Source organism: Cupriavidus necator N-1, from assembly GCF_000219215.1.
GTDB lineage: Bacteria > Pseudomonadota > Gammaproteobacteria > Burkholderiales > Burkholderiaceae > Cupriavidus > Cupriavidus necator.
Genome location: NC_015723.1, coordinates 167529 through 193133 on the forward strand (window position 1 = coordinate 167529; position 25605 = coordinate 193133).

At 69.5% G+C, this 25605-nt stretch carries 24 protein-coding genes; 12 read left to right on the forward strand and 12 right to left on the reverse strand.

Annotated elements, in window-relative coordinates:
• Positions 1-4 precede the first annotated feature (4 nt).
• Genes CNE_RS18845 through CNE_RS18855 form a run of 3 tightly spaced genes read right to left on the reverse strand, consistent with a single transcriptional unit; the run spans position 5 to position 3935 of the window.
• Entirely contained in the window at positions 5-1975 is a 1971-nt protein-coding gene (locus CNE_RS18845; RefSeq protein ID WP_013951862.1) for a transglutaminase TgpA family protein, read from the reverse strand.
• Positions 1972-3003: a DUF58 domain-containing protein gene (locus tag CNE_RS18850; protein ID WP_013951863.1), complete on the reverse strand. Its 1032-nt coding sequence runs from the start codon at positions 3001-3003 to the stop codon at positions 1972-1974. The genes CNE_RS18845 and CNE_RS18850 overlap by 4 nt, the downstream gene beginning before the upstream one ends.
• A 5-nt stretch (positions 3004-3008) precedes the next feature.
• A complete protein-coding gene (locus CNE_RS18855) occupies positions 3009-3935 on the reverse strand; it encodes an AAA family ATPase (protein WP_013951864.1) in 927 nt (308 codons plus the stop codon).
• 255 nt (positions 3936-4190) lie between these two features.
• Here CNE_RS18855 and CNE_RS18860 point away from each other — a divergent pair, with 255 nt between their 5' ends.
• Positions 4191-5012, forward strand: coding sequence for a phytanoyl-CoA dioxygenase family protein (locus CNE_RS18860; protein WP_013951865.1), 822 nt, complete (start codon positions 4191-4193; stop codon positions 5010-5012).
• A gap of 15 nt (positions 5013-5027) precedes the next feature.
• On the opposite strand, the gene CNE_RS18865 is transcribed toward CNE_RS18860, so the two are convergent.
• Positions 5028-5861 carry an IclR family transcriptional regulator gene (locus CNE_RS18865; RefSeq protein ID WP_013951866.1) on the reverse strand — a complete coding sequence of 278 codons (834 nt, stop codon included), beginning with the start codon at positions 5859-5861 and terminating at the stop codon, positions 5028-5030.
• 118 nt (positions 5862-5979) lie between these two features.
• A complete protein-coding gene (locus CNE_RS18870) occupies positions 5980-7581 on the reverse strand; it encodes an MFS transporter (protein WP_013951867.1) in 1602 nt (533 codons plus the stop codon).
• 61 nt (positions 7582-7642) lie between these two features.
• On the opposite strand from CNE_RS18870, the gene CNE_RS18875 reads away from it, so the two are divergent.
• Positions 7643-8623, forward strand: a complete 981-nt coding sequence (locus CNE_RS18875; protein ID WP_013951868.1) for a LysR family transcriptional regulator — start codon at positions 7643-7645, stop codon at positions 8621-8623.
• 53 nt (positions 8624-8676) lie between these two features.
• Here the strand turns inward: CNE_RS18875 and CNE_RS18880 are convergent, their stop codons facing one another.
• Both CNE_RS18880 and CNE_RS18885 read right to left on the reverse strand, forming a co-directional pair.
• Positions 8677-8958, reverse strand: a complete 282-nt coding sequence (locus tag CNE_RS18880) for a hypothetical protein (RefSeq protein WP_013951869.1) — start codon at positions 8956-8958, stop codon at positions 8677-8679.
• Positions 8959-9098: 140 nt separating this feature from the next.
• Complete coding sequence (locus tag CNE_RS18885) at positions 9099-9662, reverse strand: YggT family protein (RefSeq protein ID WP_041228513.1); 564 nt, start codon at positions 9660-9662, stop codon at positions 9099-9101.
• A gap of 238 nt (positions 9663-9900) precedes the next feature.
• On the opposite strand from CNE_RS18885, the gene CNE_RS18890 reads away from it, so the two are divergent.
• The gene (locus tag CNE_RS18890) at positions 9901-10359 is read left to right on the forward strand and encodes a MarR family winged helix-turn-helix transcriptional regulator (RefSeq protein ID WP_013951870.1); all 459 of its coding nucleotides are present in this window, start codon (positions 9901-9903) and stop codon (positions 10357-10359) included.
• 132 nt (positions 10360-10491) lie between these two features.
• The gene (locus CNE_RS18895) at positions 10492-11211 is read left to right on the forward strand and encodes a glycine zipper 2TM domain-containing protein (protein WP_013951872.1); all 720 of its coding nucleotides are present in this window, start codon (positions 10492-10494) and stop codon (positions 11209-11211) included.
• Here the strand turns inward: CNE_RS18895 and CNE_RS18900 are convergent.
• The 3 genes from CNE_RS18900 to CNE_RS18910 form a co-directional block, all read right to left on the reverse strand.
• Positions 11208-12758 carry an acyl-CoA synthetase gene (locus CNE_RS18900; protein ID WP_013951873.1) on the reverse strand — a complete coding sequence of 517 codons (1551 nt, stop codon included), beginning with the start codon at positions 12756-12758 and terminating at the stop codon, positions 11208-11210. The genes CNE_RS18895 and CNE_RS18900 overlap by 4 nt on opposite strands.
• A 112-nt stretch (positions 12759-12870) precedes the next feature.
• Positions 12871-13581 (reverse strand): dienelactone hydrolase family protein, encoded by a 711-nt coding sequence (locus tag CNE_RS18905; RefSeq protein WP_013951874.1) that lies wholly within the window; start codon positions 13579-13581, stop codon positions 12871-12873.
• 94 nt (positions 13582-13675) lie between these two features.
• Positions 13676-14392, reverse strand: coding sequence for a phospholipase D family nuclease (locus CNE_RS18910; RefSeq protein WP_238553110.1), 717 nt, complete (start codon positions 14390-14392; stop codon positions 13676-13678).
• Between the two features lie 233 nt (positions 14393-14625).
• Here CNE_RS18910 and CNE_RS18915 point away from each other — a divergent pair, with 233 nt between their 5' ends.
• Entirely contained in the window at positions 14626-14832 is a 207-nt protein-coding gene (locus tag CNE_RS18915; protein ID WP_013951876.1) for a dodecin, read from the forward strand.
• A 176-nt stretch (positions 14833-15008) separates the two neighbouring features.
• On the opposite strand, the gene CNE_RS18920 is transcribed toward CNE_RS18915, so the two are convergent.
• On the reverse strand, positions 15009-16676 hold the full coding sequence (locus CNE_RS18920; protein ID WP_013951877.1) for a ShlB/FhaC/HecB family hemolysin secretion/activation protein: 1668 nt from the start codon (positions 16674-16676) through the stop codon (positions 15009-15011).
• Positions 16677-16859: 183 nt separating this feature from the next.
• Entirely contained in the window at positions 16860-18365 is a 1506-nt protein-coding gene (locus CNE_RS18925; protein ID WP_013951878.1) for a collagen-like triple helix repeat-containing protein, read from the reverse strand.
• A 730-nt stretch (positions 18366-19095) separates the two neighbouring features.
• Here CNE_RS18925 and CNE_RS18930 point away from each other — a divergent pair.
• From CNE_RS18930 to CNE_RS18960, 7 genes are all read left to right on the forward strand, one after another.
• Entirely contained in the window at positions 19096-20202 is a 1107-nt protein-coding gene (locus tag CNE_RS18930) for a collagen-like triple helix repeat-containing protein (RefSeq protein ID WP_013951879.1), read from the forward strand.
• A gap of 370 nt (positions 20203-20572) precedes the next feature.
• A complete protein-coding gene (locus CNE_RS18935; RefSeq protein WP_013951880.1) occupies positions 20573-20752 on the forward strand; it encodes a Flp family type IVb pilin in 180 nt (59 codons plus the stop codon).
• A gap of 24 nt (positions 20753-20776) precedes the next feature.
• Positions 20777-21304, forward strand: coding sequence for a prepilin peptidase (locus CNE_RS18940; protein ID WP_013951881.1), 528 nt, complete (start codon positions 20777-20779; stop codon positions 21302-21304).
• Between the two features lie 72 nt (positions 21305-21376).
• On the forward strand, positions 21377-21853 hold the full coding sequence (locus CNE_RS18945; protein ID WP_013951882.1) for a TadE/TadG family type IV pilus assembly protein: 477 nt from the start codon (positions 21377-21379) through the stop codon (positions 21851-21853).
• Positions 21854-21903: 50 nt separating this feature from the next.
• Positions 21904-22857, forward strand: coding sequence for a Flp pilus assembly protein CpaB (cpaB, locus tag CNE_RS18950; RefSeq protein WP_013951883.1), 954 nt, complete (start codon positions 21904-21906; stop codon positions 22855-22857).
• Between the two features lie 19 nt (positions 22858-22876).
• The gene (locus CNE_RS18955; protein ID WP_013951884.1) at positions 22877-24316 is read left to right on the forward strand and encodes a type II and III secretion system protein family protein; all 1440 of its coding nucleotides are present in this window, start codon (positions 22877-22879) and stop codon (positions 24314-24316) included.
• A gap of 46 nt (positions 24317-24362) precedes the next feature.
• The gene (locus tag CNE_RS18960; RefSeq protein ID WP_013951885.1) at positions 24363-25604 is read left to right on the forward strand and encodes an AAA family ATPase; all 1242 of its coding nucleotides are present in this window, start codon (positions 24363-24365) and stop codon (positions 25602-25604) included.
• The last annotated feature ends 1 nt before the right edge of the window (position 25605 follow it).

Sequence of the window (25605 nt, forward strand, 5' to 3'; positions counted from 1 at the left end):
GGGCCTAATGCCGCAACGCCGCGGCGATCTGGCGAATGCCTGCCCGCATCGCTGCCAGCGCCTGCGCATGGCGCGCGGCCGGCAGGTTGCTGTAGCGCAAGCCGACATAGGCGGCGCTGACGGCAGCGATTGCGTCGGCCGCGCGCGGCAGCCGTGCGCTGGCGCGCGCGGCGAAGTCTTGCGGTCCTTCGGCCTGGGCGCGCTCGCAGCCGTGGCGGGCCAGCAGGGCGCAGAAGCGGGCATAGGCCGCATCGACCGGGTCTGCCGGCCCGCGGCGCCGCCACAGCGGCACCAGTGCCAGCAGGCACAGTGCGCCCAGCACGCCGGCCAGCAACTGCCCGGCGCCCACGCCGGCGCCGAGTGCCAGCAGCAGCCGCTGCTGCTGCGCATGGTCGTACTGCAGCACCCAGCGCTGCCAGGTGTAGACGACGCCTTCATAGGCCCAGCGCAGGTCCTTCAGCCATGCCGGTTGCTGCGACGGCCGCCAGTCGGCGGCTTCGCTGCCCACCACCGCATCCAGTCCCTGCTCGATGCGGCTCGGCGCGACGGCGCCGGTCGGGTCCACGCGCACCCAGCCGCGGCCGTCCAGCCAGACCTCGGCCCAGGCATGCGCATCGGACTGGCGCACCACGTAGTGGTTGCCGATGGGGTTGTACTCGCCACCCTGATACCCCGTGACCACGCGCGCGGGCACGCCGGCAGCGCGCATCAGGAAGACGAAGCTGCTGGCGTAGTGCTCGCAGAAGCCGCGCCGGGTGTCGAGCAAAAAGCTGTCGACCTGTTCGCTGCCCAGCGGCGGTGGGCTCAGCGTATAGGCGAAGGGCGCCGCCGCGAACAGCCGCAGTGCGGCCTGCACGCGCGCGGCGGGATCGGCATGGCGGTCGGCCCATTGGGCGGCCAGCGCGCGGGCGCGCGGATTGCCGTCGGGCAGGCTCAGGGCCAGCCGGCGCGTGGCGGCTGTCAGCGCTTCGGGCGCGGGGGACAGCGTGGAATGCGTGCGGTAGCGGATGCGCTGGTCCACCGGCCCGCGCACCATGAATTCGCCGTCGGGCGTGGCGGCGGCGTCCACGCCGGCGGACAGGGCCTGGCCGCGGTCCAGCGCGAACAGCCAGCGCTGCTGGCTGGGCTCGAGCGTGATGCTGATGTCGATGCCTTCCGTGTTGCCGGCGGCGGGCGCGGGCGCCAGTTGCTGCCGGCGCTGTCGCGACGGGTGCCAGGTGGTGCCGTCGTATTCCCACAGCACCAGCGCACGCCAGTACAGCGCTGCGGAGGGTAGCGGCGGGCCGGCGACCTCGGCACGCAGGGCGACTTCCGGCGAGCGGATCAGCTGCCCGACGCTGCCCGGCCGCATGGTGTCGCTGATGCCGGTGGTGCCGCGCGGCGCCGATTGCGGCAGTTGCCACAGCGGGTGCTCCAGCCGGGGGAACAGCACGAACAGCGCCAGCGCCCAGGGCAGGCCCAGCAGCGCCATGCGTCCCAGCAGCGGCCAGATCGCCAGCCGGCTGCGCGCCTCGGGGTGGTGCAGCAGCAGCCAGTTGCGCAGCACCCAGGCGCCGATTGCCAGGCTGTACAGCGCCAGCCAGAACGGCTGGTCGGACAGGTACAGCGTCAGCAGCAGGTAGAACGACAACTGCGTGACCAGCGTCGCGTCCGACAGCGCGCGGCATTCCAGCAGCTTGAGGATGACAAAGGCGCCCAGCAGCGCCACCGCGAGCTCGCGCCCCATGCCGCCGCCGTCCTGCCACACCAGCGCGCTGGCCACCAGCAGCACCATGACCGCGGTGATGCCGAGCATCCAGCGCGAGGGCAGCGGCGCCCGCCGCCGCCACAGCAGCCAGCGCCAGCCCAGCAGCAGCACCAGCAGCAGGCTGACCGCCACCGGCAGCGTGCGCGCCTGCGGCGCCAGCACCAGCGCCAGCTGGCCCAGCAGCAGTCCATGGTCGTCATGCTGCAGCGGTCGCGCGACGGGTTTCACACCCGGTCTCCGGCACGGCAGGCCGCGGGCCGTTGCGGCCATAACGCCAGCGCTTCTAGGCAGGCGCGCCGGTGGCTGGCGCCGCGCGCCGGCGGCAGTTCAACGCCGGGCAGGCGCAGGCCGATCTCGGCATCGTCACCGGCGGCCAGCAGCCACGCGCACAGGCGCGACAGCCGCGCTTCCGCTTCCATGCCGGCCGGGAGTGCGTGCCAGTCCAGCCAGCGCGCCGGCTGCTGCGGCGGATCGCCGGCGCGACTGAGCCAGCGGCCGGTGCGCGCGCTGTGCTTCCAGGCGATGCGGTGCAGCGGGTCGCCGCTGCGGTAGCGGCGCAGCTGGTCGACGCCGTCGTCGCTGCTTGCCGCGCTGGCGGTGGTGTGCACGGCGTCGCCACCGTCGGGCCGATATGCGGCAGGCGGTGGCGGGGCATCGGGCTCCGGGGCAGGATAGACCAGCGTCGACATGTCCAGGTCCGCATAGCTCCAGACCCGGAACAGCCCGAACGGAAAGCGGCTGGCGATTGCCACGCGCGGCAGCACCAGCCGGCCCCGGCGCGCTGTTGGCACGTACAGGGCGAGCATGCCGCTGGCGCTGCCCTCGAGCATCAGCATGGCGATTGCCACGTTTGGCAGCGTCGGCACGTGCGCCTCGATGCCGATGCGCGCGTCGGCATCGCGGTTGTCGATGCGCAGCTGGAACACGGCATCCTGCCCGGCATAGGCCGGCGCCGCCGGGCCCGCGGCCACGGCGAGGTCGAGCAGGTTGCGGTAGGCCAGCCACATGCAGGCCATGCCGATGCCGGCCAGCAGGAAGGTCAGCGCAAAGCCCAGGCTGATGTTGTAGTTCAGCGAAGTCAGCAGCATCGCCGCCAGCACGACCGCAAAGCCGAGGCCGCCGCGGGTGGGCAGGATATAGAGGTGGCGGCGATCCAGCAGCAGCGTGCCGCCGGTTTCGCCGGCCGGGCGCCGGCCCGCCGTGCGGCGCTGAGCCATGGCCGGCGCGCCGCGGAGCACGCTCTTGCGCGCCGCCATGGCCTTCAGGGAATGGCCACGCCGGCCTGCAGCGCGGCCAGCTCGCCGGCAACGGCCGCATGGCCGCCCGCGCCGGCGGGCAGCAGCCGGTGCGTGGCCACTGCGGTGAAGACCGCCTGCACATCTTCCGGCAGCACCATGTTGCGCTGCGCCAGCAGGGCCCAGGCGCGCGCGCAGGCCAGCAGCGCCAGCCCCGCGCGCGGCGACAGCCCCGCGGCAAAGCCGCCGTGGCTGCGCGTGGCCTGCACCAGCGCCAGCACGTAGTCCACCAGCGCCGGGCTGGCGTACACCTGTGCGGCAGCCTCCTGCAGCGCCAGCACCTGGCTGCCATCCATCACCGGAGGCAGCTCCGGCGCGCTGGCGCCGCCCAGGTACAGCACGCGCTCGAAGACGGGGTCGGGGTAGCCGAGCGACAGCCGCATGGTGAAGCGGTCCAGCTGCGATTCGGGCAAGGCATGCGTGCCGATCTGCTCCAGCGGATTCTGCGTGGCGATCACGAAAAACGGCGACGGCAGCGCGTGCGTGGTGCCGTCATGGGTCACCTGCCCCTCGGCCATGGCCTCGAGCAGCGCGCTCTGGGTCTTGGGCGGCGCGCGGTTGATTTCGTCGGCCAGCACCACCTGCGCGAACACCGGGCCGCGATGGAAGCGGAACTCGCCAGCGTCGCGGACAAAGACGGAAACCCCGATCAGGTCGGCCGGCAGCAGGTCGCTGGTGAACTGCACGCGCTGGTATTGCAGCCCAAGCGTGCGCGCCAGCGCATGGGCCAGCGTGGTCTTGCCGACGCCGGGCACGTCTTCCAGCAGCAGGTGGCCGCGTGCCAGCATGCAGGCCAGCGCCAGCCGCACCTGTTGCGGCTTGCCAAGAACGATGCGGCCCAGCTGGGCCTGGGCCTCGGACAGCGAAGCGACGATGCGTGGGCGAGCTGTCACGTTGGACCTCGGCGCAAAAGGTGGAAAAAGCGGGTGGATGCGGGGAATATCGGGTGAAGACCAGCGCATTGTAGCGGCGCGGGCGGCACGCGGCACCGTCTGTTTCCGTACGGAGACAGACGATGCCCCGGCGCTGTCTGCATGGTTATGGTGCAGCGCCTGCGCCAGATCGCGCAGGTTCTGGCATCATGAGCCTGTCGGGCCACCGCGGCCCTTCCCATTCCTCTTTCCGCTGCCTGTGCCGCGCCTGCTGCAATGACCTCGCTGGACCCCTGCGCCGACCTGCCTTCCTCCGTCCTGTCTGCCGATCCCGGCGCGCTGCCGCGCCTGGTGCAGGCCTTCCACGCCAACGGTTTCGTGATCCTGCGCGGCTTTGCCGATGAGCCGGCGTGCGCGGCGCTGGAGGCGGTGACGCGTGAGCACCTGGCGGTGGCGGTGCCGCCGGTGGAGTTCGAGGCCGACCTGGGCTATCCCGGCGCGCCGGCCGCGCGCGATGCCGCTGGCGGCGGCACGGTCAGGCGGCTGCGCCAGGCCTACGGGCGCGACGAGGTCTTCCGCCGCTGGGCCAGCGACCCGCAGCTGGTGGCGGTGGTGCAGGCGCTGCTGGGCGAGCCCGCCCGCATCACGCTGGCGCACCACAACTGCGTGATGACCAAGCATCCGCACTACGGCAGCCAGACCGGCTGGCACCGCGATACGCGCTACTGGTCGTTTGCCCGGCCGGAACTGGTGACAGTGTGGCTGGCGCTGGGCGACGAGGACGAGCGCAACGGCGTGCTGCGCGTCATCCCGGGTTCGCACCAGGCGAAGCTGGAGCCGGGCCAGCTGGACCCGGCCGAATTCCTGATCGAGGCCCACCCGGCCAGCCAGCCCCTGCTGGATGCCGCGCAGCCGCTGGCGCTGCACCGCGGCGACGTGCTCTTCTTCGACAGCCGGCTGTTCCATGCGGCTGGCCGCAATGCGTCCAACGCGGTCAAGCTGTCAGTGGCGTTTGCGTATTTCGGGGCCAGCAACCGGCCGCTGGACGGCACGCGCTCGGCCGAATTCGGCAGCGTGGAGCTGCCCGCGGCAGTCTGATCCCGGCGGCCGCGCTCAGGTGCGCAGCCCGACCAGCCCGGAAATCTTCTCCGAAGCTTCCAGCAGCGGCGGCAGGAAACGCTCCAGCATCTCCTGCGCGCTGGTGCGGTTGGCCTGGCCGCTGATATTGATGGCGGCGATGGTGTGGCCGGCGCGGTTGCGGATCGGCGCGGCCAGCGACACCAGCCCTTCTTCCAGCTCCTGGTCGTTGAGCGCCCAGCCGCGCTTGCGGATGTCGGCGACGATGGCCTTGAGCGCATCCACGTCGGTGACGGTGCGGCCGGTGCGCGCGCGCAGTTCGGTGGCGCGCAGCACGCTGTCGAGCTCGGGCTCGGCCAGGCCGGCCAGCAGCACCCGCCCCATCGACGAGCAATAGGCCGGCAGGCGGCTGCCGATCGACAGGTTGATGGTCATGATCTTGCGCGCCGGCACGCGCAGCACGTAGACGATCTCGGTGCCGTCCAGCACCGAGATCGAGCAGCTTTCATGCACCTGCTGCGACAGCGTCTCCATGATCGGCTCGGCCAGGTTCCAGAACGGCATCGAGGTCAGGTAGGCGAAGCCCAGGTCCAGGATCTTGGGCGTCAGCCGGAACAGGCGGCCGTCGGCCTGCACGTAGCCCAACCCCACCAGCGTCAGCAGGATGCGGCGCGCGCCGGCGCGCGTCAGGCCGCTAGCCTGGGCGATCTCGGTCAGCGTCTGGGCCGGGTGCTGCGCGTTGAAGGCCCGGATGACCGACAGCCCGCGTGCAAAGGACTGCACATAGCTGTCGCTCGGCTTTTCGGGCGTGGCGGCGGCGGTCTGCGGTGCTTGCGGCGGGTTCTGGCGGGAATCGGCGGGACTGGCCATTTACGTAGCCCGGCGCGGTTCGCCGGATTGGCACGGAAAGGCCGAAAGGGTAGAGGAAATGCCGGGATTGCGCCAGTACCGGCCCCGGGCGCGGCCTGGCGCCCGGGGCGTGGGTTCCTTACCGGAAGCTGCGCTGCGCCAGCACGAACACCGCTGCCACCACGCACAACACGGCAAAGCCGTGCAGCATGTCCATGCCGGCCAGCAGCGTGGCCTGCCGGTCGACTTCCAGCGAGATTTTGGCCAGACTCGTTGCCGAGAGCGCATCCGGCGCCTGCAGCACCGGGTTGTAGCGCGTGATGTGCTCCACCAGGTGGGTGCGGTGCTGCGCCAGGCCGTCCTGCATGAACACGCTGGCCAGGCCGGTGCCCATCGCCGAGGCGATCTGCTTGCACACGTTCTTGAACTGGTAGGCGTGCGAGAAATCCTCGACCGGCACTTCCAGGTAGGTCATCGATGCCACCTGAACCATCAGCAGCACCGGCGTCAGCCCTTCAAGCAGCACCACCGGCACCAGCGCGTAGTCCGGCGCGCCCGGCATCAACTGGTGCGACAGCAGCATCGCCGCGCAGGCGTAGACGACAAAGCCGATGGCGATCACGCGCCGCTTGCGGAACACCAGCGCCATGCCCAGCGTGATGACGACGGCGCCGATGGTCGACACCGTGCCGCTGGTCGACAGCAGCATGCAGGTAGTGCGGAAGGTCAGCCCCAGGCCGGTCTGCGTGAGCGACGGCAGCAGGAACGACCAGGCCGACGAGAGCAGGTAGTACAGCGTGTAGAAGCCCAGCCCGTACAGGTACTGGCGCCCGGCCAGGCGCGAGAAGTCGATCCACGGGTCGGGATGGCGATACAGCCGCCAGCCGCTGAAGGCGAACAATGCCAGCCCGCACAGCGCGGCCAGCGGCATTTCCAGCGAACTGAAGAAGCGCGTATAGCGCATCTCCTGCAGCGTGTGCAGGAACACCAGCGCGCCCAGCGCGGCGGCGATGGCGGCGGGCCAGTCCAGTGTCGATACCGGCGGATGCGGGTCGCGCGGCGCGCGGGTCGGGTAGGTCAGCGCCACCGACAGCAGCACCGGCAGGGCAATGCCGGCCTGGAACAGGAACACCGCGCGCCAGCCGATATCGTCCAGGAAGATGCTGGTCAGCCAGGGCGTGATGGCCAGCATCGAGAACGCGCCGCCGCCGAAGCGCAGCATCAGCGGGCCGCGCTCGGCCGGCGTCGACACCAGCTGCACCAGGATGCGCGAGGCCGCGAACAGGCCGCCGGCACCCAGCCCCTGCACCGCCTTGCCGGTGATCAGCCCGGTGGGGCTGGCAAACTCGGCGCAGATCAGCGAGCCCAGGACAAATACCAGCAGCGACCCCATGGTGAAGCGCTTGTAGGTGATGCGGCGCGCGACCTGGTCCAGCACCATGTTCATCAGCACCGCGGTGGCCGCGTAGGCCGAGATCGCGTACAGATAATCTTCCGGCGCGGCACCGACGCCGCCCTGGATATGCTGGCTGGCCACGCCCATCATCAGCGTGGAAGAGAAGTCGATGCCGGTCACCAGCCCGAGCGTCAGGCCGAACAATGAAAGACGCCAGTGACCCATTTCCGGGTGACTGGCGAGCTGCATGCGCGGGCGCTGGGGTGTGGGGGCGGCGGGGGCTAGGGCTGCTGGAACTGCGGGGGCTGAGGCGTCCGGTCCAGCTGGGACAGGCGTTTGTTGCATCGCTCAAGCATAATGTAGGCCTGCCGTCGGGAACTACAGCTTGTCAGGGAAACATTGTCCGGTGAACGAAACAATCCAATGGAATGATTGGGAGGCGTTCTGCTGCGTGGTCGAGCAGGGGACGTTCACGGCCGCGGCGGAGCAGCTGGACTGCCCCAAGTCGCGTGTCTCGGCCGCGGTGGCGCGGCTGGAAACCGCCATCGGCGCCAAGCTGCTGGAGCGCACCACGCGGCGCATGCGCCTCACGGATGCGGGCAAGGCGGTCTACCGCGATGTTGCCCCCTTGTTTGCGCGCCTGCGCGAGATTCGCCAGGAAACGCTGGCGCGTGAAGAGCGCGTACAGGGCGTGCTGCGCATCGCCACACCCTATGAGTTCGGCGCCCAGCAGCTGGGCGGCGTGATTTGCCGCACGCTGGCGGCGCACCCGGCGCTGGATGTGGCCGTGGAAATCACCCAGGGCCTGGTCGACCCGATCCGCGACGGGTTTGACGTGGCCTTTGTCGTCGTCGATACCGACCTGCCGGACTCGGGCACGGTGGCGCGCCGTATCTACCACGTCGAACGCGGCCTGTTTGCCGCGCCGGCGCTGGCGGACAGCCTGCCGGCGCAGCTGCGCCCGGAAGACCTGGCCAATATGCCGACGCTGACCACGCCCGGCGACACCGTCTGGGAATTCACCCGCGACGGCCAGACCGTGTCCGTGCCGATCCGTCCGCGCATGCAGACCCACAACGCCGAACTGCGCGTGCAGGGTGCGCTGGCGGGGCTTGGCATCGCCCGGCTGTCGGTCATTTATTGCGAGGCCGAGATTGCGCAAGGGCGGCTGGTGCGCGTGCTGCCGGACTACCCGCTGCCGCCGCTGCGCGTGTTCGCGCTGCTGCCGGACCGGCGGCTGCAGCCGCGCAAGGTGCGGGCCTTCATGGAAGCGATCGAATCGATGATGGTGTCCGAGCTGGAGCCCAACGCGGGCCTGGACGGGGGCATGGGGGCGGAAGCAGCCGCGAGCGGGCATGCTGAGGGAGAGGCCCACCCGGCGGGTTGAGGGCGCTGGCGGGCCGCCACGGCCGGGGCCGTGGCAAGGGAAGGGGCAGGGACTCAGGCGCCGTCGGTGAAGGCGTCGCGGCGGTCGGTGACATTGGCGCCGTCAGTGAACGGGTCAGGCTTGCCAACCCGCGCGCCATCGGTGTACGGATCGGGCTGGCCGATTTTGGCGCCGTCCAGGAACGGGTCGGCCTTGCCGACGTGGGCGATGCTGCCGTCCAGGCGGGCGATGTCGGAAACGGGTTCGGAGGCGTGGGCGGCGGCCGCGGCAAACGACAGGCTGACGGCGCACAGCAGGGAAAGCGCCAGGCTGCGGCGTTGGGTGATGGTCTTCATGATGTGTGGTCCTTCTAAGGCAGGGTACGTGGCGGAAGCGCCGCGGTGCCTGTAATGTAGGACTTCACACTGGGCAGAAAAAGGGGCAATTCTCGACACACTGTCCAGGACTCTGGACAATGTGCCGAGCCGCCGGTAGGTCAGTAGTGCATGCCGAAGATGCCGGCGCCCAGCCGCGCGATCACCATCAGCAGGATCTGCGCGATCACGAACAGCACGAGCGGCGAAACATCGAAGCCGCCCAGGCGCGGCACCACGCGCTGGATCGGGCGCAGCACCGGCGCGGTCAGGTGGTCGATGGCCGGGGTGACCGGCGAATGCGGGTTGACCCACGACAGGATCGCCATCAGCAGCGTGACCCACATCACCAGGCTGATCGCCCATTTCAGCACATAGAGCAGGGCGGTCAGCAGCATGGCCGGCAGGAAGCCCAGCAAGTCGATGCCGCTGATCAGCGCGACCAGCACCAGGAACACCACCGCGGTCAGCCAGGCGCCCACCACCGTGGCCCAGTCGATGCCGCCCAGCCCGGGGATGATCCGGCGCAGCGGGCGCACCAGCCAGTCGGTGATCTGGAACACTCCCTGGGAGACCGCATTGCGCGTAGGCAGCCGCGTGAGCTGCATCCACACGCGCAGCAACAGCGCCATGCCGAACAGGGTGAAGACGGTATCCAGCAGGAAGAGAGCGATTTCCGAGAACATCGGTGCGTTTTTCCGGTGACGGGTGAAGGTGTCTGCAACCGCACAGATTCTGCCATAGCCGGACGCCGGCACGATGCAACTGTGCGCCGGGCACGTGACCTGGCTGACAGGTTTGTGCTGGCGGCGCGGTGCGCGGCCCCTATAATTGCGTGCGCCCCGGTTGCGGGACCGGCCGCGCGCCCGTGGTCTTGCGCGTTGTGCCCGCGCTTTCCTCCTCTTTGCGCTTTTTCGCCACCTTATGCCCAGCAAGTCCGCCCCGTCCCGGAAATCCACATCGCTTACCAAGGCCGACTTCGAGGCGCTCTCGGATTTCCGCTACCAGTTGCGGCGCTTCCTGCGGTTTTCCGAAGATGCGGCGCGCGAGGAAGGGCTGACCGTGCAGCAATACCTGCTGCTGCTGCATATCCGCGGCTGTGCCGACAAGGACTGGGCCTCGATCGGCGAGCTGGCAGAACGGCTGCAGGCCAAGCAGCACGGCGTGGTGGCGCTGGTCAACCGTTGCGAGGCGGCGGGGCTGGTCAAGCGCCGGCTCAACCCCGAGGACCGCCGCGTCGTGCAGGTGCACCTGCTGGCCAAGGGCGAGCGCTACCTGAACCGCCTGGCGATGCTGCACCGGTCCGAGCTGGAATCGCTGCGCGGCGCTTTCCGCGTGGCCCGCATCACCCAGTTCAACGACGACGGCGCCGAGCGCGGTTGAGCCCCGGCAGGCCAGCACTGCCAGCCGGTTACAGGCAGTTACCAATCACAAGTTCCGGTGACACCCGCCGGCCGCCGGCGGCCCTAGACTCGCGCGCATTCCCCAATACGCGCAGCGCGCAGGAGTCCTGACATGTCGATCCCCTTTCGTTCGGTTGTGCTAGCGGTGCTTGGCGCCGGTGCGCTGGCCGGGTGTGCCTCGCCGTACGGTTACGACAACGGCTATGGCGGAGGGTACGGCGGCAGCTACGGTGGTGGCTATAACAGCAGCGGCTACGGCAGCAGCGGCTATGGCGGCAGCACCACCATCAGCGGCTACCCGGCGCAGCAGGGCTACCCGCAGGCATCGGGCTACCCGCAGGGATATCCGCAGCAAGGGTATCCGCAACAGGGTTACCCGCAGCAAGGCTATCCCCAGCAGGAATACCCGCAGTCTTCCTACCCGCAGCAGCCGTATCCGCAGCAGTCATATCCGGACGGCAGCTATGGCAACAACCATGGCAACCAGGCCTATGGCGTGCGCTACGGCTGGGTCGAGGCGATCGAGGTGGTGCCCGGCCAGCCGCCTTCGACCAGCGGCGCGGGCGCCGTGGTCGGGGGCATCGTGGGCGGGCTGCTGGGCCACCAGGTCGGCGGCGGCCGCGGCAATACCGTGGCCACCATCGGTGGCGCCGTGGCCGGCGCGGTGGCCGGCAACGAGGTCGAGAAGCGCACCGGATCCTCGGCCGCGGCTTACCGCGTGCGCGTGCGCACCAGCGACAACGCCTACCTGACGCTGACGCAGTCCAATGCCTACCAGATGCGCATCGGCGACCGCGTCAAGGTCGAGAACGGCGTAGCCGTGCCGTACTAAGCCTGCGTGCCGAACAGCTGCGCGTAGTCCTCGCGCAGCTGGCGCTTGAGCAGCTTGCCCGCCGTGTTGCGCGGCAGGTCCGCGACGAACACGATGCGCTTGGGCACCTTGAACGGCGCCAGCGCCTGGCGGGCATGGGCGATCAGCTCCTCCTCGGCGGCGTCTTCATGGCCGCGCTTGCGCACCACGCAGGCGGCTACCGCCTCGACCCACTTCGGGTGCGGCAGCGCGAACACCGCTGCCTCGGCCACCGCGCCGTGGGTGTACAGGCACTCTTCCACCTCGCGGCTCGATACCAGCACGCCGCCCGAGTTGATCACATCCTTGATCCGGTCCACCACGTACAGGTAGCCCTCGGCATCCATATAGCCGAGGTCGCCGGAATGGAACCAGCCGCCGGTGAAGGCTTCGGCGGTCTGTTCGGGCTTGGCCCAGTATTCCGTCAGCAGTTGCGGCGAGCGATGCACGATCTCGCCCAGCTCGCCAGGCAGCACGTCCTGCATGGTCTCGTCGACGATGCGGGTCTCGACATTCAGCACCGGCCGGCCGGCGGACGCCGGGCGCCCCGCATGCTCGTCGGGCCCCAGCACCGTGGCCAGCGGCCCGATCTCGCTCTGGCCGTAGCAGTTGTAGAAACGCAGTGCCGGCAGCTTCTGCTGCAGCTCCAGCAGCACCGGCACCGGCATGATCGAGGCCCCGTAGTAGGCCTTGGTCAGCGACCCCAGCCGCGCCGGATCGAAGTCCGCATGGCGCAGCAGCGCGATCCACACCGTGGGCGGCGCGAAGAAGCTGGTGATGCCCTCGGCGTGGATGGTGCGCAGGCAATAGCCGGCCTCGGGGCTGTCGGCGATCAGCGTGGTGCCGCCGCACAGCAGCAGCGGCATCAGGAAGACATGCATCTGCGCCGAGTGGTACAGCGGCAGCGCGGCCAGCGAGTAATCCGACGCGCGGATATCGCAGGCGGCGATGGTGCTGCCGTATTCAGCGAGCAGCGCGCGGTGGGTCAGCACGGCGCCCTTGGGCGCGGAGGTGGTGCCCGAGGTGTACAGGATTTGCGCGGGCGTGTTGTCGGTCAGCGCTTCGGACACCGGTGAAACGGGGCCGTTGGCCGCCGCCGCCACCAGGATATCGCGCACCTTGCCGCCATGCAGCGTGCCGCTGACCTTGCAGGGCAGGCCGTCGACGCGGTCGGCCAGCGCCGGATCGGCAAAGATTGCGCTGGCGCCCGATTGCGTGACGATGTACTCGGCCTCCGCGCGCGTCATCGAGAAATTGACCGGCACATGGATCAGGCCGCTGCGCAGGCAGGCCAGCCACAGCAGCACGTAGGCGTCGGAGTTCTTGCCGAAGGCGGCCACGCGGTCGCCGGAGCGCAGGCCCCATTGCGCCAGCGCGCCCGCCACGCGGGCCGCGGCCTCATCCAGCTGGCGGTAGGTCCAGGCCCGATCGCCGAAGCGGATCGCGGTCTTGCCCGGGCTGCGCCGCACGGCGCGGGCAATGGCGTCGGGGATGGTGTTGCGCAGGGCGCGCTGCTGCTCTGACTGCATGGTGGTCTCCATTGTTATGGTTTGGGGTCCAGCAAGTCTTGAAGCCAAGCGCCGAGGATAAAGGCTGCCGCCCGGCCATGGCAAGGCGGCAGCGGCTCTCGGGGATGAGGGACTACAGCGCTTCCGACAGGAACACCAGCGCGCGCCCATGCGCCAGCGCGGCGCTGGGCTGGTGGTAGGAGCCGCGCGCCCAGCAGTTGAAGCCGTGGTCCGCGCCCTCATAGACGAAGATCTCGCTGCCGGGTTTGCCGGTCATGGCGTCGCGCACGCCTTGCACGGCCCCTGGCGGGATATGCGCGTCGAGCGCGCCGTAGTGGAACTGCACCGGCACGCGGATGTTTGCCGCCTCCTGCAGCTGGTTCTGGATGCCGCCGCCGTAGTAGGGCACCGCGGCATCCACCAGTCCGCGCGCCGCGCTCAGGTACGACAGCAGGCCGCCGAAGCAGTAGCCCACCGCGGCCACCTTGCCGGCACCGGTGTGCTGGCGCAGCACCTGCACCGTGGCGGCGATATCGTCCAGCGCGGCCGGCACATCCACCGCCTTGCGCAGCGCCATGGCGCGCGCCATGTCGTCGCCTTCGTAGCCCAGTTGCACGCGCGGCGCCTGGCGCCAGAACACGTCTGGCGCCAGCACCGCATAGCCGTCGGCGGCGTACTGGTCCGCCACGGCGCGGATATGCTCGTTCACGCCGAAGATCTCCTGCAGCAGCACGATGCCAGGCGCGCCGGGCTGCACGCCTGCCGGCGGCAGGCTCAGGTAGGCATCGAAGCTGCCCGCGGCGGTGTCAACGCAGATCCACTGGCTGTCGGGGATGGCTGTCATGGGGAAAGGCTCCGGAAGGCTCTGAACAGGAAACCTGCAAGTTTGCCACTGCGCGCCAATTCATGCAGGGCAGGGCGCCCCGACGCTGCTGCCGTCAGTACGCGCGCGACTGCTTGTAGCGCTTGTTCCAGTTGTCGGTGTAGGCCCTGACCACGGCGGCGTCGCCGCGGATCAGCATGCCGTTCTCGGCGTTGCGCTCTTGCGCCGACTTGGTGAAGTTGAACGATCCGGTGAAGACTGCCTGGTCGTCGAACACCATCACCTTGTTGTGCGCGATCGCGGGCTTGTTGTCGATCACCACCGGCACGCCGGCGTGCTTGAGGTAGGTGGCGCTGGTATAGCGCTCGGACTGCTGGCTCTTGTCCAGGATCACGCGCACGTCCACGCCGCGCCGGTGCGCCTGTGCCACGGCCTCGGCAATCGGTGCGCTGGTGAACGAATAGGCCTGGATCAGCAGGCGATGGCGCGTGCTGCGGATGGCATTGACCAGCAGCGCCTGGCAACTCGCGCCATCGGGCACGAAGCACAGCGTGTAGCCGCTGCCATCGGCAAAGGGCCTGGCCGGCACCGGCTTCGCGTCCGGCGGCTGCGCCGGCTGGGCCGGCTTGCCGGCGCGCGTGGGAAAGTGGTTGGCGACGGCCTCGTTGAAGGTCTCGCTAATGCTGTTGGCGATGGTGTCGGTCACCTGGTCGAAGGTGGAAGCCGAGCGGGCGTGCGCCAGCAGCGCGAAGGGACTGAACGAGGTGAAGGCCGACACGGCGGCGGCCAGGCCCAGGCCCAGCACGGCCCGGCGAATGAATCTGTAGGTCACGGCGGATCTTTGCGTCGGTGAATGACAGCATGCGCGCGCCGCGCGCCGCATGCTGTCGGGGCGGGTCCGCAGCGTAGCAGCCGCATACGCCACTGGCAAAGCGTGATTGTGTAACAGGATCTGTGGCCGGCTATGCGGTGCAGCATCGGTGCGCCGCCGCTGCCCTTGGGACTATCCGCACCCGCGCCTATGATGGATGGAACCCCCGCGGGCCGCCCGCCAAGGAGAGGGATATGAGCAACCATACCTACAAGCTGGTCGAGATCGTCGGATCTTCACCCGATGGCTGCGACCAGGCCATCCAGAGCGCCATTGAAAAGGCCGGTGAAACCATCAAGAACATCGACTGGTTCGAAGTGGTGGAAACGCGCGGCCACATCACCAACGGCAAGATCGCGCACTACCAGGTCACGCTGAAGGTCGGTTTCCGCGTGACTTGAGTGCGGCGCCGCGCTTGCGCGGCGGTATCGCGCGACGGCACAGGCTGCGCTGCTTGTGCGGGTTGGTGCGCGTGCTCGCTCCAGACGCAGCCATCGGGATAAAAAAACGGCCGACGCGAGACTGCCGTCGGCCGGGTACAGGGAAACCTCGTGTCGTCAGCCCAAACGCGACCAGCTCAATCGAACTGGTACGAATAGGTCATGTTGATCCGCGGCGACCGATGGCTCGCATTGGTCGGCTTGTCACCCACCGGTTGTGCCACCGACAGGTCCAGCGTGTAGTAGCGCCGGTCCGAGAAGCGCGCGCCGATGGCCACCGACGACAGGCTGCGGTGCGACAGCGACACGCTGTTGGAGAACACGCGCGCCACGTCGGCCGACACATATGGCTGGATCGTGCGCAGGTAGGCCATGTCGGGCAGGAACAGGCGGCTGATTTCGGCCGAGGCCCCCCAGCCCTTGTCGCCCGCCACTTCGCCGGCGGGATAGCCCAGCCCGAAGAAGCGTCCGCCGAAGCTGATCTGCTCGCCCGAGGCCAGGCGGTCGCCGCTGTACTGGCCCGCCGCGGCCACGGTGAGGCCGAAGCCCGCCGGCAGGTCTTTCGACTGCGACAGCAGCAGCCGCGTGCGGAAGAAGCTCAGGTCGTTGGTATTGTTCTGGCGGCTCGCACCCAGCGCATCAAAGCCCTTGTACAGGCCCAGCGTGGCGTTGCGGCTCACGCCTTCGCCGCGCTGCGCGTAGGTCAGCTCCGCGGTGCCCACGCGCACGTTGGTGCCCAGCGTCACGCGCGTGCCGGTGGCGGTGTGGGTGTAGCGCTCGAACTGGTCGGCGCCGTAGAAGCCGCCGGTCAGCGTGAGCGAGTGTGCGTTGGACAGCAGCAGCGGATAGCTGAGTGAGCCGCCGATGCGCTTGGTGTCGTTGACGTAGCGCGGGTTGAACCCGATCGCCTCCAGCGTGGCGTTCTGCGGCACGCCGCGGTAGTGCGAGGCATTGAGCCGCGCGATCATGCCCTCGGTGCCGAGCGGCTGCGCGTAGCTGGCAGCGTAGTACTCCTCGTTGTCGCGGCCTTTGGGGAACAGCGCCGACACCGAGATCTGCTCGCCCAGCGGCGTCAGGCTGTTGGTAGTCGCGGTTGCAATCGCGCGCAGGCCCGGCGACATGTATTCGATGCCGGTGCCGAAGGTGAACGGCTTGCGCTTGACGTCGAGCACCATCTCGCAGGCGCCGTCGGTGGTGGTCGGCGGCTGCACCGTGGCCGCCACCTGCAGTCCGGGCTGCAGGGCCAGTGCATTGACGTAGTGTTCGAAACGGTCCTGGCGCAGCGGGCGGTCCTGCTGCAGCTTCTCGGCAATGGCGCGCAGCCGGCCCTCTGCCGGGCCCGCCTTGCCAGTGACCGTCACCTTGGCCACATAGCCTTCGACCACGGTGATCAGCACATCGCCGTTGGCAAAATCCTGCGCCGGCACGAAGGCGAACGAGAGCGGATAGCCACGGTCCTTGTACATCTGCGTCACCGTGCTGGCCGCTTCCAGCAGCTGTGCCACCGTGATCTCGCGATTGGCCAGCGGCTTGAACTGCGCGGCCACTTCCTCGAAAGGCAGCGTCTTCGCGCCCTCGATGCGAAAGCGCCGCGGTGTCAGGCGTGTATTGAGCAGGTCCTGCATGGCCGCCTGCGGCCGTTCGACCTGCACGGTCACGCTGCTGTCCGGCCGGGCCGGAGCGATCTTCGGGAGCGTCTGGGTCGGGTCGCCCTGGACCGGGCTGCGCGGATCGGCCTGGACCAGGCCGTGATGGAACGCGCCGACGCTGACCAGCAGCGCGGCAACGCGATGACGTGCACGCATGGTAATACCCCTGTAAGGAAATACTGCGGCTATTGACGTCGCGTGCCACTGGCGCGGGGATTGCCGCTACCCCCGGGCGCCTGCTGTCCGATGCTGCCGGCTTAGCGCGTGGCCGCTACGTTGAATCTGGTGTGCTCCGCTGCCCGCGATCAGGCGATCGCCCGGGCAGCGGCTGAGACTGGATTACTTCTGGCCGAGCGCGCCGGTCAGGCCGCCCAGCAGGCCGCCCACCAGACCGCCGATCGGGCCGGTGGCGCCGGTGGTCGAACCCTTGCTTGTGGTGCTGCCCGCGGTGGAGGTGGCGCCGCCGGTCACGGCGGCGACAACATTGGTGACGGGGGCCAGCGGGCTGGTGGTGCCCGTGCCCGCCGCGGCGCCGGAGACGCCGCCAACCACGCCATTCACCACGCCGCTGACGGCGGTGGTGGCCGGTGCCAGCGGCGAACCGGTGCTGCCGCCGGTGGCACTGCCAAGGCCGCCGGTGAAGGTGCTGACCAGGCTGGTGACCGGTGCCAGCGGCGAACCTGAGCCGCCGCCGGTGGCACTGCCAAGGCCGCCGGTGATGGTGCTGACCAGGCTGGTGACAGGCGCCAGCGGCGAACCCGTGCCGCCGGCGCCTGCACCGCCAGTCAGCCCCCCGGCCAGCGCAGTCACCGGTGCCAGTACCGGGCTCAGCGCGCCCAGGCCGCCGCCGCTGGCGGGCCCGTTCACTGCGCCGCCCAGCGATGCCACGGTCGTGCCGGTGGCGTTCACCACGCCGCCGATGCCCGAGACCACCGGCGTGTTGGTCTGTTGCAGCTTGATGCCGGCCGTGGCCAGCGCACCGCCCACGGTCGCCAGTAGCCCGCCGGTCGGAGCGCCCAGGCCCGTGGCCGCGCCCAGCGTCTGGGTGGCGCCGGTCAGCTGCGAGGTGATCGGCACGATCAGCTTGCTGGTGGTAGTGGTCACTTGCTCGACCGCGCCGGTCGACAGCACCGTGGTCAGCGTGCCGCCGGTGCTGGTCACCGTGTCGCCCAGCTTGTCCACCACCGTGCCCAGCGGCGAAGTCAGCGGCGCCAGCGGCGCGAGCTGGCCGGTGCCCAGCCCGCTGACAGCGGTGCCGGCGCTGGACACTCCCTTGCCGAGTTCGGTGACCACATTGCCGGTGCTGGCGACCGTGGTGCCAACCGGGTTGGTCGAATTGGGGATGCTGCCCAGGCCCGCTTGCAGGCCCGTGGCCAGCGCGCCCACGGCATCGCCGGTGGAGGCCACCACGCCGCCCAGGCCGCTTTGCGTCTGCGTCGGCACCAGCGGCAGGTTGGCGCTGCCGAGCTGGTTGCCGAGGTCGGTGACGGTGCTGCCCGTATTGCCCAGCACCGTGCCGGCATTGTTGATGACCGTGGCGGTCGGGGTCAGCGAGGTGGGCGTTTCGCCGCCGCCAGTGTTGCCGCCGTTGCCACCCGTTCCACCGGTGCCGCCGGTACCACCCGTGCCGCCGCCCGTGCCACCGGTACCGCCGCCGGCCAGGTCGGTGCTGCCGCCGGAGCCACCCATGCCGCCAGTGCCATCGGTTCCGGTAGTCTTAGTGCCGCCATTGGTGCCCGCCGTATCGCTGGTGCCCATGGAGGTCGATCCGCTGCCGCTGGCGCAGCCACCCAGGGCCAGCAAGGTTGCGAGGAGTGCCGTTACGGCGAGTTGTTGTTTGCGCATGTTCTGTTCCCTCATTCCCGTCGTTTAAATCGCTCGGCCGCGCAACGCGTTCGCTTTCTGCGTGCGGCGGTGACGGATATGGCGCAATCGGTATGCCAGCGCCGCGACGCGTCCCGGAAGGGACCCTGCGGAAGTCGGGTGTGGTGCCCGCAAAGCCTTGCCGGGCGCGGTTCCCAGGGGAGTGGCGGGAACCGCTTGCGGCGCCGCCGGGGACGGGTGTCGGGGCGGCTGCGCGTTACGCGTTACGTAACGTGTGGCGTCTGCAGGGAACAAAACAGCCGGAACGGCGGGCCATGCGGCGATGGCGACCCAGCCAGGAAAGCGCGCCGTGCCGTGCGCTGCCACCGCCCTCCCGCCACGGTCATCCGCGCCGCCGTGTTCCCGTGTTCCCGGAACACGTTACGTAGCACGTAACACGTCAGGCCCGCGCCGCAACGGCGTTTGGGCCCAGCACGTGGCTACCCCGGACCCCCGGCAATCCGCGCCAGGCAAGGCTTGCAGCGCCGCGGCCGGTTCCGTGCCGGCACCGCCGGCGCCGCTGGCACGGGCCTTGCCATTTGTTGTCCAGACGCGCCGACGATCCCGCGTTCCACTGTCTTGCCGTGCCGGTTCGGAGCGGTCCGCCAGAGGAACAAAGCGGGACTCCGGGGAGGCTCGTCGGCAATCCCATGCGGCGCACATAAGACAAGACGGCCGGCAGCACCGTGGCCAACAAGACAGGAGAAGGACAATGCAAACCAAGCATCCGTCGCAGCATTCCATGACCTCACTGGCCGCGGCCGGCGTGGCCGCTATTGCCTTGCTGATGGCAGGCTGTTCGTCGAGCGGTGGCGGCAGCGGCGCCAATCCGCGGCCGAACAGCAACATCGACACGCCGGTCACGCCGGGACCGTCCGCATCGGGCGAGACCACGCCCACCGCCAAGGTGACCGAAGGCGCGGGCAATACCGTGGTGGCCACGGGCAATGCCATCAGCGAGGTCGGCAAGAGCATCCAGGAAGCGCCGCTGCCGTTGCTGCCCACCAAGGCGCGCGAAGGCGCCGGCGACGTGGTGATCAATGCCGGCAGGGCCGTTGGCTCGCTCGGCGCGGGCGTGCGCGACGGGCTGGGGCAGATCGGTTCGGTCGACAACCCGGTTGGCGTGACGGTGGCCAGCACCAGCAATGTGGTCCACGACGTGGGCGAGACGCTGATCAGCGGCGGCGACCTGGTGTACGGCCTGGGCACCGAGAAGCTGGCACCACTGGCGCCGGTGACCGAGCCGGTGGGCGGCCTGGTCAGGCACGTGGGCATCGCGGTGCACGATAGCAGCGGCAAGGTGCACAGCGTGCTGTCCGAAGGCCCGGTCGCGCAGGTCACGAATTCGGTCAGCAAGGTCATCGTGCCGCTGACCAGCAAGGTCACCGACGGCACGCAGACCCTGGGCGCGGTCACGCACCTGGGCGATCCGGCCAACGGCCTGCTCTACAAGGTCGGCAATACCGCGGCTGCCGGCGGCAGCATGATCAGCAACAGCCACGCGCCGGTGGTCTCGCCGCTGGGCGGCGTGGTGACTGAGGCCGGCAAGACGGTCGCGGCCGCTGGCGCGCTCCTCAACGGCAATGGTCAGGGCGGCGGCAACCCGCTCGGCGGCGTGGTGAACAACCTGCCGCTGGCCAAGGTCGCCGGCGGCGGTGAGGGCGGCTCCGCGGGCGGCGCGCTCAGTCCCGTGACCGCGCTGCTGGCGCCGGTGACCGGGCTGGTCGGCGGGCTGAAGCAGGGCGCTCAAGACAGCCAGGGTGGCAGCGGCGACGTCAAGACGCTGCAATTGCCGCTGGTGGGTGGCCTGCTGCGCTGAAATGTCTCATACCGGCTAGGTGTTTTCACGGTGCGCTGTCGCTCATCACCCCGTCGCAGCGCATCTTTTTATTTTGGCTGGCATTGCGGCCGCAATGACCGCAATGCCAGCTTGCAGGCCGGTTCCCGGCCTGCAAGCCTGTTCTTTGACAACCTGTGACCCGGGCGTGCCGGGTCGTTTCAAACGCATGTCTTAACCCCTTTGGGTCATTGCTATCACCCATAGGAGGGGTATGGTTGAGACATTCCATATCTTAAAAAGAAAACGCAGCAAGCGTGAAATGTCGATAAAAGAGCGGGCCACAGAGCACCGTGATAATCGAACGGGGGAAGCGTGATCGCGGCTTCTTAGATCACTCGGGAGTGACAACATGAAACGACTCATTGCACGCTTTATTAAAGATGAGCGCGGGGCGACGGCTATCGAGTATGGCTTGATCGTCGGGCTCGTCGCTTTGGCCATCGCAGTCGGCGCCGGCCAACTCGGCACAGAACTCAACGCCAGCTTCACCCGGCTCTCAGTCAAGGTTTCGGGATGGTTCGTCAATTGAGCAGGCCGAAACCATAAGACCGGCGTGATTGCCGCGCTCCTCTGCGCGGCGACCCTCTACACAGATCTTGCCTACCGGCGCGTTCCCAACGCCTTGCTGGCGGCCGCCGTGCTGGTCCTCGGACTTGCACTGCTCGCCGGGCAGGCCACGGAACTGCCGCTGGCCGCGCGTCTGACCGGCGCGGGGCTGGGTCTTGCCGTCACGCTGCCGGCGTACGCCCTCGGGCGCATGGCCGCAGGGGACGTCAAGTTCCTGGCGGTGGTGGGCCTGTTCACCGGCCCGCAAGGACTGGTGGTGGCATGGGTCGTCGGCAGCCTGCTCGGGCTGGTGCACGCGCTGCTGGCGCTGGCACTGGACAGCAGCGTACTGGCCGCGCTTCGGCAGCGGGCCGCGGCACGCCTGCGCGTGGCAGCCAGCACGCCGGCTACGGAGCAAGCCTTGCATCACCAGGACAGACCCATTCCAACGGCGCAGTTTTCGCGGGCGCGCGGCATTCCATATGCCGCGTACCTGGCCGTGGGCGTGCTGGTCTGGATGGCCGCGGGCCAATAGCCGGACAGGCCACGGGCAAGCAGGCTGCGTCGCCGGTCGGCGCGAAAGAACACCAAAGGACCGGGGTTTCAGATGTTGCTGCACGCAAGGGCCAACAGGGGGATCAACCGACGCCGCCACGGCGCCGGCAGCGCTGCGATCGAGTTTGCGATCGTGGCGCCGGTGCTGCTCGCCATCGTGATCGGCATCATTTACTACGGCGTGATGCTGGCGCTTCAGCAGGTGCTGACGCTGGCCGCCGAGGAAGGCGCGCGCGCTGCGCTGCGCTATCCAGCGGGCGTTTCCGGCTCAGGCCTCGCGGCCACGCAGGGCGCGCGCGTCGATGCCGCGGCAGCGATGGCGCGGGGCACGCTTCCCACCTCCATCAGGAATCTGCTGCCCCCCGGCAACGTTGCGCAGGCGGTGCCCTGCGCGCCCGGTTCCACCGATGTCTGCGTGCAGGTCACGCTGAACCTTCCCACCACCAACATCCTCCCCGCCGTGCCGATGGTCCCGATCCCCGCGATGCTGTCGGGCTCGGCCATGGTCCAGCTTTCTCCTGATATCTGAGCCGCCATGCCGCGACGCCCCCACGCCATGCTCATCCCAAGGAATCCCGCATGACCAGCAAGCAGATCCGACTCCTGGCGGGGGTGCTGCTCGGCCTGGCCCTGCTGCTTGCGCTGCTGGCGTGGCAGGTGGGCCGCCAGCCGGCCCAGGTGCCCGCGGCGTCGAATGCGGCCAGGCCGCTGCATCCGGTGGTGGTGACCACGCGCGCGGCGGAAGCAGGCAAGCCGCTTGACGCCGATGCGCTCAAGGTAGAGATGCTGCCCATCGATCCTGCCGGCGCCTACAGCGAGGTGGCACGCGTGACCGGGCAGGTGCCGCTGCTGGCACTGGGTGCCAACGTGCCGGTGCTCGAAAGCCAGTTGCTGGCCGGCCTGGCCACGCAGGTGCGGGAGGGCGAACGCGCGGTGGCCGTGTCGGTCGATGAAGTCATCGGCGTCGGCAACCAGGTGCAGCCGGGCGACTATGTCGATGTCTTCCTGGTGCTGCGCCGCGACCAGCAGGAGATCCCGGAAAGCCAGGCGCGCATGCTGCTGTCGCGCCTGCGCGTGCTGGCCTATGGCGTCGCCTCGGTCAACCGGCCGCAGAACGCCAAGCCGGAGCAGATGATGGCGCGCCAGGAAGGCGCCAAGACCGCGGTGCTGTCGGTGCCGCTGGAGCAGGTCAGCCGGCTGGCGATGGCGCAGCAGTCCGGGCGCCTGCTGCTGGCGCTGCGCAATCCGCAGGATGAAGCCATGCCCAGCGACGGCATGTTTGCCGAACCCCAGCCCGCGCTGGCCGCGCGCGCCGGCGTTCCCGCCGACGCGCCGCGCGCCGCCCCCGACAAGGCCATGGCCGGCGTGGTGCTGTCCGGCCTGGCTGCTACCACCGGTGCCTCTGCCCCCCGCGCGCCGGTGGCAGCCCCGGTGCCGCGGCCGTTGCAGGTTGCCGCGCCGCCCGCGCCAGCTCTGGCAAGACAAAGCGCAGGCGTGGAAGTGATCCGCGCGGGCAAGCGCGAGATCGAATAAGAACGTGGGCGCCGACCTTATGCATATCCAGAAGAACCAGGCCCGGAAGTACCAGGCCCGGAAGTACCCCCATTCGGCGGCCCTGCGCCGCAGGCTGATGCAGCTCGCGCTGGCCGCGATGCTGGCCACTACCGCGTGGTGCGCACTGGCGCCGCGCGCACGGGCGCAGGAAGCCGTGAACGCACGCCAGTTGCGCCTGCTGGCCGGCGCGCAGAAGGAGATCCGCAGCGCGCAGCCGGTGGAGCGCGTGGCGGTGGGCAACCCGGCGGTGGCCGATGCGCTGGTGCTGCGCACACGCGGTGCCCCCAGCGTGCTGCTGGTGGCCAAGCAACCCGGTGTGACCGACGTGATGGTGTGGACGCGCGGCGGCGCCGAGCCTCTGACTTACAACGTGCAGGTCGATGCCATCGCGCCCGATGCCGATGGCGCGAAGCTCGGCTATTCCGCGGCCGGTACCACCATCACCGGGCAGTCGCCCGATGCCTATGCCGCGGCGCGCGCGCAGGCCGCTGCGCGCGCGGCCACCAACGGCAAGAGCGATGGCAAGCCCGGCCTGGTGGTGGACCGCTCGACCGTGCCGCTCTCCGGCACCGTGCAGGTCGACGTCAAGGTGGTGGAGATCAGCAAGACCGTGCTCAAGGAAGTCGGCATCAACTTCTTCCGCAACAACTCCGGCTTTGCCTTCGGCACGTTCTCGCCATCGACGCTGAACAAGTTCACCTTTACGCCCGGCAGCGGCGGCGCGCCGGGCAGTTTCAGTGCCGACATCGCGTCGCCGATGAGCAATGCCTTCAACCTGGTGGCCGCGTCGCTGACGCACGGCATCTTCGCCAATATCAGCCTGCTGGAGGCCAACGGTCTGGTGCGCGTGCTGGCCGAGCCCAGCCTGGTGGCGCTGTCTGGCCAGAGCGCGAGCTTCCTGGCCGGCGGCGAGATCCCGATCCCGGTGCCGCAGGCGCTGGGCACGACCACGATCCAGTTCAAGCCGTTCGGCATCGGGCTGACGGTGTCGCCCACGGTGCTGTCGGCCGACCGCATCGCGCTGAAGGTGGCACCGGAGGCAAGCGACCTCGACCCCTCGCGCGGCATCTCGATCAATGGCGCGGTGGTGCCCGCCATCGTCACGCGGCGCGCCGACACCACGGTGGAGCTGGGTGACGGCGAGAGCTTCGTGATCGGCGGGCTGGTCAGCCGCAACACCGTCAGCAACGTCAACAAGGTGCCGGTGCTGGGCGACCTGCCGGTGATCGGCGCCTTCTTCAAGAACCTGAATTTCCACCAGGAAGACCGTGAGCTGATGATCGTCGTCACGCCGCGCCTGGTGAAGCCGCTGGCCAAGGGCGCGCCGGCGGCGCAAGCGGTTGGTGCCGACGGCCGCACCAGCGGCAACCCCAATGTATGGGGCTGGTATGTGCTGGGCGAATACGCGGACCCGACTTTGCCGGGTTTCTCAAAATAGCCGCCGGCCGTGCCGGCAGGCATGGCCAACGGCTTGAGGCAGAGAGATGGACTATTTTCTGTTGCATGCAACGCAGGGCGAAGTGAAGGACTGGCTGGGCAGGGTCCTGGGCGGGCTGGGCACGCTGGTGGCTGAAGGCGGCGCCCAGGAAGCCTTTCTCGAGCGCGCGGCCCAGCTGCGCCCGGGGCTGGTGTTCCTGCATTTCTCGACGGAACTGGCCGGCGCGTCGGCGCGGCTGGGCGAGCAGCTGCTGCGGCTCTTCCCAGGCCTGCCGCTGGTCGCGGTGGGCCACGCCGACGAGCCCGGCATCATGCTGGCGGCGCTGCGCGTGGGCGTGAAGGATTTTATCGACCTGCGCGACGCGCCGGCCGATGCCGAGGCCGTGGTCAAGCGCCTGGCCGTGCCGGGCGAGCAGGTGCGCCCGGCCCAGTCGGTGCGCCAGGGCAAGATCGTGGCGCTGCTGGGCGCACGCCCCGGCGTGGGCGTGACCAGCCTGGCCGTGAACCTAGCGGCGGCGGCACGCCGCCACCTGCCGCTGAACGAAAAGACCGATGCGCGCGCCGAAGTGCTGCTGCTGGACCTGGGCCTGCCGGCGCGCGACGGCGCGCTGTACCTGAACCTAAGTCCGGGCTTCCACTTTGTCGAGGCGGTGCGCAACCTGCGCCGCTTCGACCAGGTCTTCGTGCAGACCGCGCTTACGCGCCACGGCAACGGCGTGTGCGTGCTGCCCCTGCCCGCGGCGCTGGGCGAGCTGCGCGACATCTCCTACTCCGAAGCCAGCAGCCTGCTGGAGCGGCTGCGCGCGTTCTTCGACATGCAGATCATCGACCTGGGCGGCTTCGGCAATGCCGAATTCACCGCGCAAATCTTCAAGGCCGCCGACAGCGTGGTGCTGGTAGCCGACCAGAGCGTGGGCGCGATCGTCTCGGCCGCGGAGCTGGTGCATGAACTGCGCGCGCGCGAGGTGGAGCGCGACGACCTGCACCTGCTGGTGTCGCGCTTCGATGCGCGCCTGGGAGTGGATGCCGCGCAGATCGCGCAGCGCGTGGGCGTGCAGTCGGTGGGCACGCTGCCTGACAGCCGCGCGCCGCTAGTGCTGGCCATGAACCGCGGCGCGGTGCTGGCCGACGACGATCCGCACGACCCCTATGTGCGCGCGCTGGCCGACCTGCTGGCGCGACTGGGCTACCGCGCGGCGCAGGCCAGGGAAACCAGCCTGCTGGCGCGGATGAAGGACAAACTGCCTGAGGCGCTGCGCGCGGTGCGCGTGGCACGCACTGGAAGCTGAC

Excerpts from the sequence above, each read along its gene's own strand:
- CNE_RS18900 (WP_013951873.1), bottom strand. The coding sequence starts at position 12,758 with ATGCAGTCAGAGCAGCAGCGCGCCCTGCGCAACACCATCCCCGACGCC.
- CNE_RS18920 (WP_013951877.1), bottom strand. The coding sequence starts at position 16,676 with ATGCGTGCACGTCATCGCGTTGCCGCGCTGCTGGTCAGCGTCGGCGCG.
- CNE_RS18925 (WP_013951878.1), bottom strand. The coding sequence starts at position 18,365 with ATGCGCAAACAACAACTCGCCGTAACGGCACTCCTCGCAACCTTGCTG.
- CNE_RS18865 (WP_013951866.1), bottom strand. The coding sequence starts at position 5,861 with ATGGCCAGTCCCGCCGATTCCCGCCAGAACCCGCCGCAAGCACCGCAG.
- CNE_RS18860 (WP_013951865.1), top strand. The coding sequence starts at position 4,191 with ATGACCTCGCTGGACCCCTGCGCCGACCTGCCTTCCTCCGTCCTGTCT.
- CNE_RS18870 (WP_013951867.1), bottom strand. The coding sequence starts at position 7,581 with ATGCAACAAACGCCTGTCCCAGCTGGACCGGACGCCTCAGCCCCCGCA.
- CNE_RS18905 (WP_013951874.1), bottom strand. The coding sequence starts at position 13,581 with ATGACAGCCATCCCCGACAGCCAGTGGATCTGCGTTGACACCGCCGCG.
- CNE_RS18890 (WP_013951870.1), top strand. The coding sequence starts at position 9,901 with ATGCCCAGCAAGTCCGCCCCGTCCCGGAAATCCACATCGCTTACCAAG.
- CNE_RS18885 (WP_041228513.1), bottom strand. The coding sequence starts at position 9,662 with ATGTTCTCGGAAATCGCTCTCTTCCTGCTGGATACCGTCTTCACCCTG.
- CNE_RS18895 (WP_013951872.1), top strand. The coding sequence starts at position 10,492 with ATGTCGATCCCCTTTCGTTCGGTTGTGCTAGCGGTGCTTGGCGCCGGT.
- CNE_RS18930 (WP_013951879.1), top strand. The coding sequence starts at position 19,096 with ATGCAAACCAAGCATCCGTCGCAGCATTCCATGACCTCACTGGCCGCG.
- CNE_RS18880 (WP_013951869.1), bottom strand. The coding sequence starts at position 8,958 with ATGAAGACCATCACCCAACGCCGCAGCCTGGCGCTTTCCCTGCTGTGC.
- CNE_RS18915 (WP_013951876.1), top strand. The coding sequence starts at position 14,626 with ATGAGCAACCATACCTACAAGCTGGTCGAGATCGTCGGATCTTCACCC.
- CNE_RS18945 (WP_013951882.1), top strand. The coding sequence starts at position 21,377 with ATGTTGCTGCACGCAAGGGCCAACAGGGGGATCAACCGACGCCGCCAC.
- CNE_RS18850 (WP_013951863.1), bottom strand. The coding sequence starts at position 3,003 with ATGGCGGCGCGCAAGAGCGTGCTCCGCGGCGCGCCGGCCATGGCTCAG.
- CNE_RS18960 (WP_013951885.1), top strand. The coding sequence starts at position 24,363 with ATGGACTATTTTCTGTTGCATGCAACGCAGGGCGAAGTGAAGGACTGG.
- CNE_RS18935 (WP_013951880.1), top strand. The coding sequence starts at position 20,573 with ATGAAACGACTCATTGCACGCTTTATTAAAGATGAGCGCGGGGCGACG.
- CNE_RS18955 (WP_013951884.1), top strand. The coding sequence starts at position 22,877 with ATGCATATCCAGAAGAACCAGGCCCGGAAGTACCAGGCCCGGAAGTAC.
- cpaB (WP_013951883.1), top strand. The coding sequence starts at position 21,904 with ATGACCAGCAAGCAGATCCGACTCCTGGCGGGGGTGCTGCTCGGCCTG.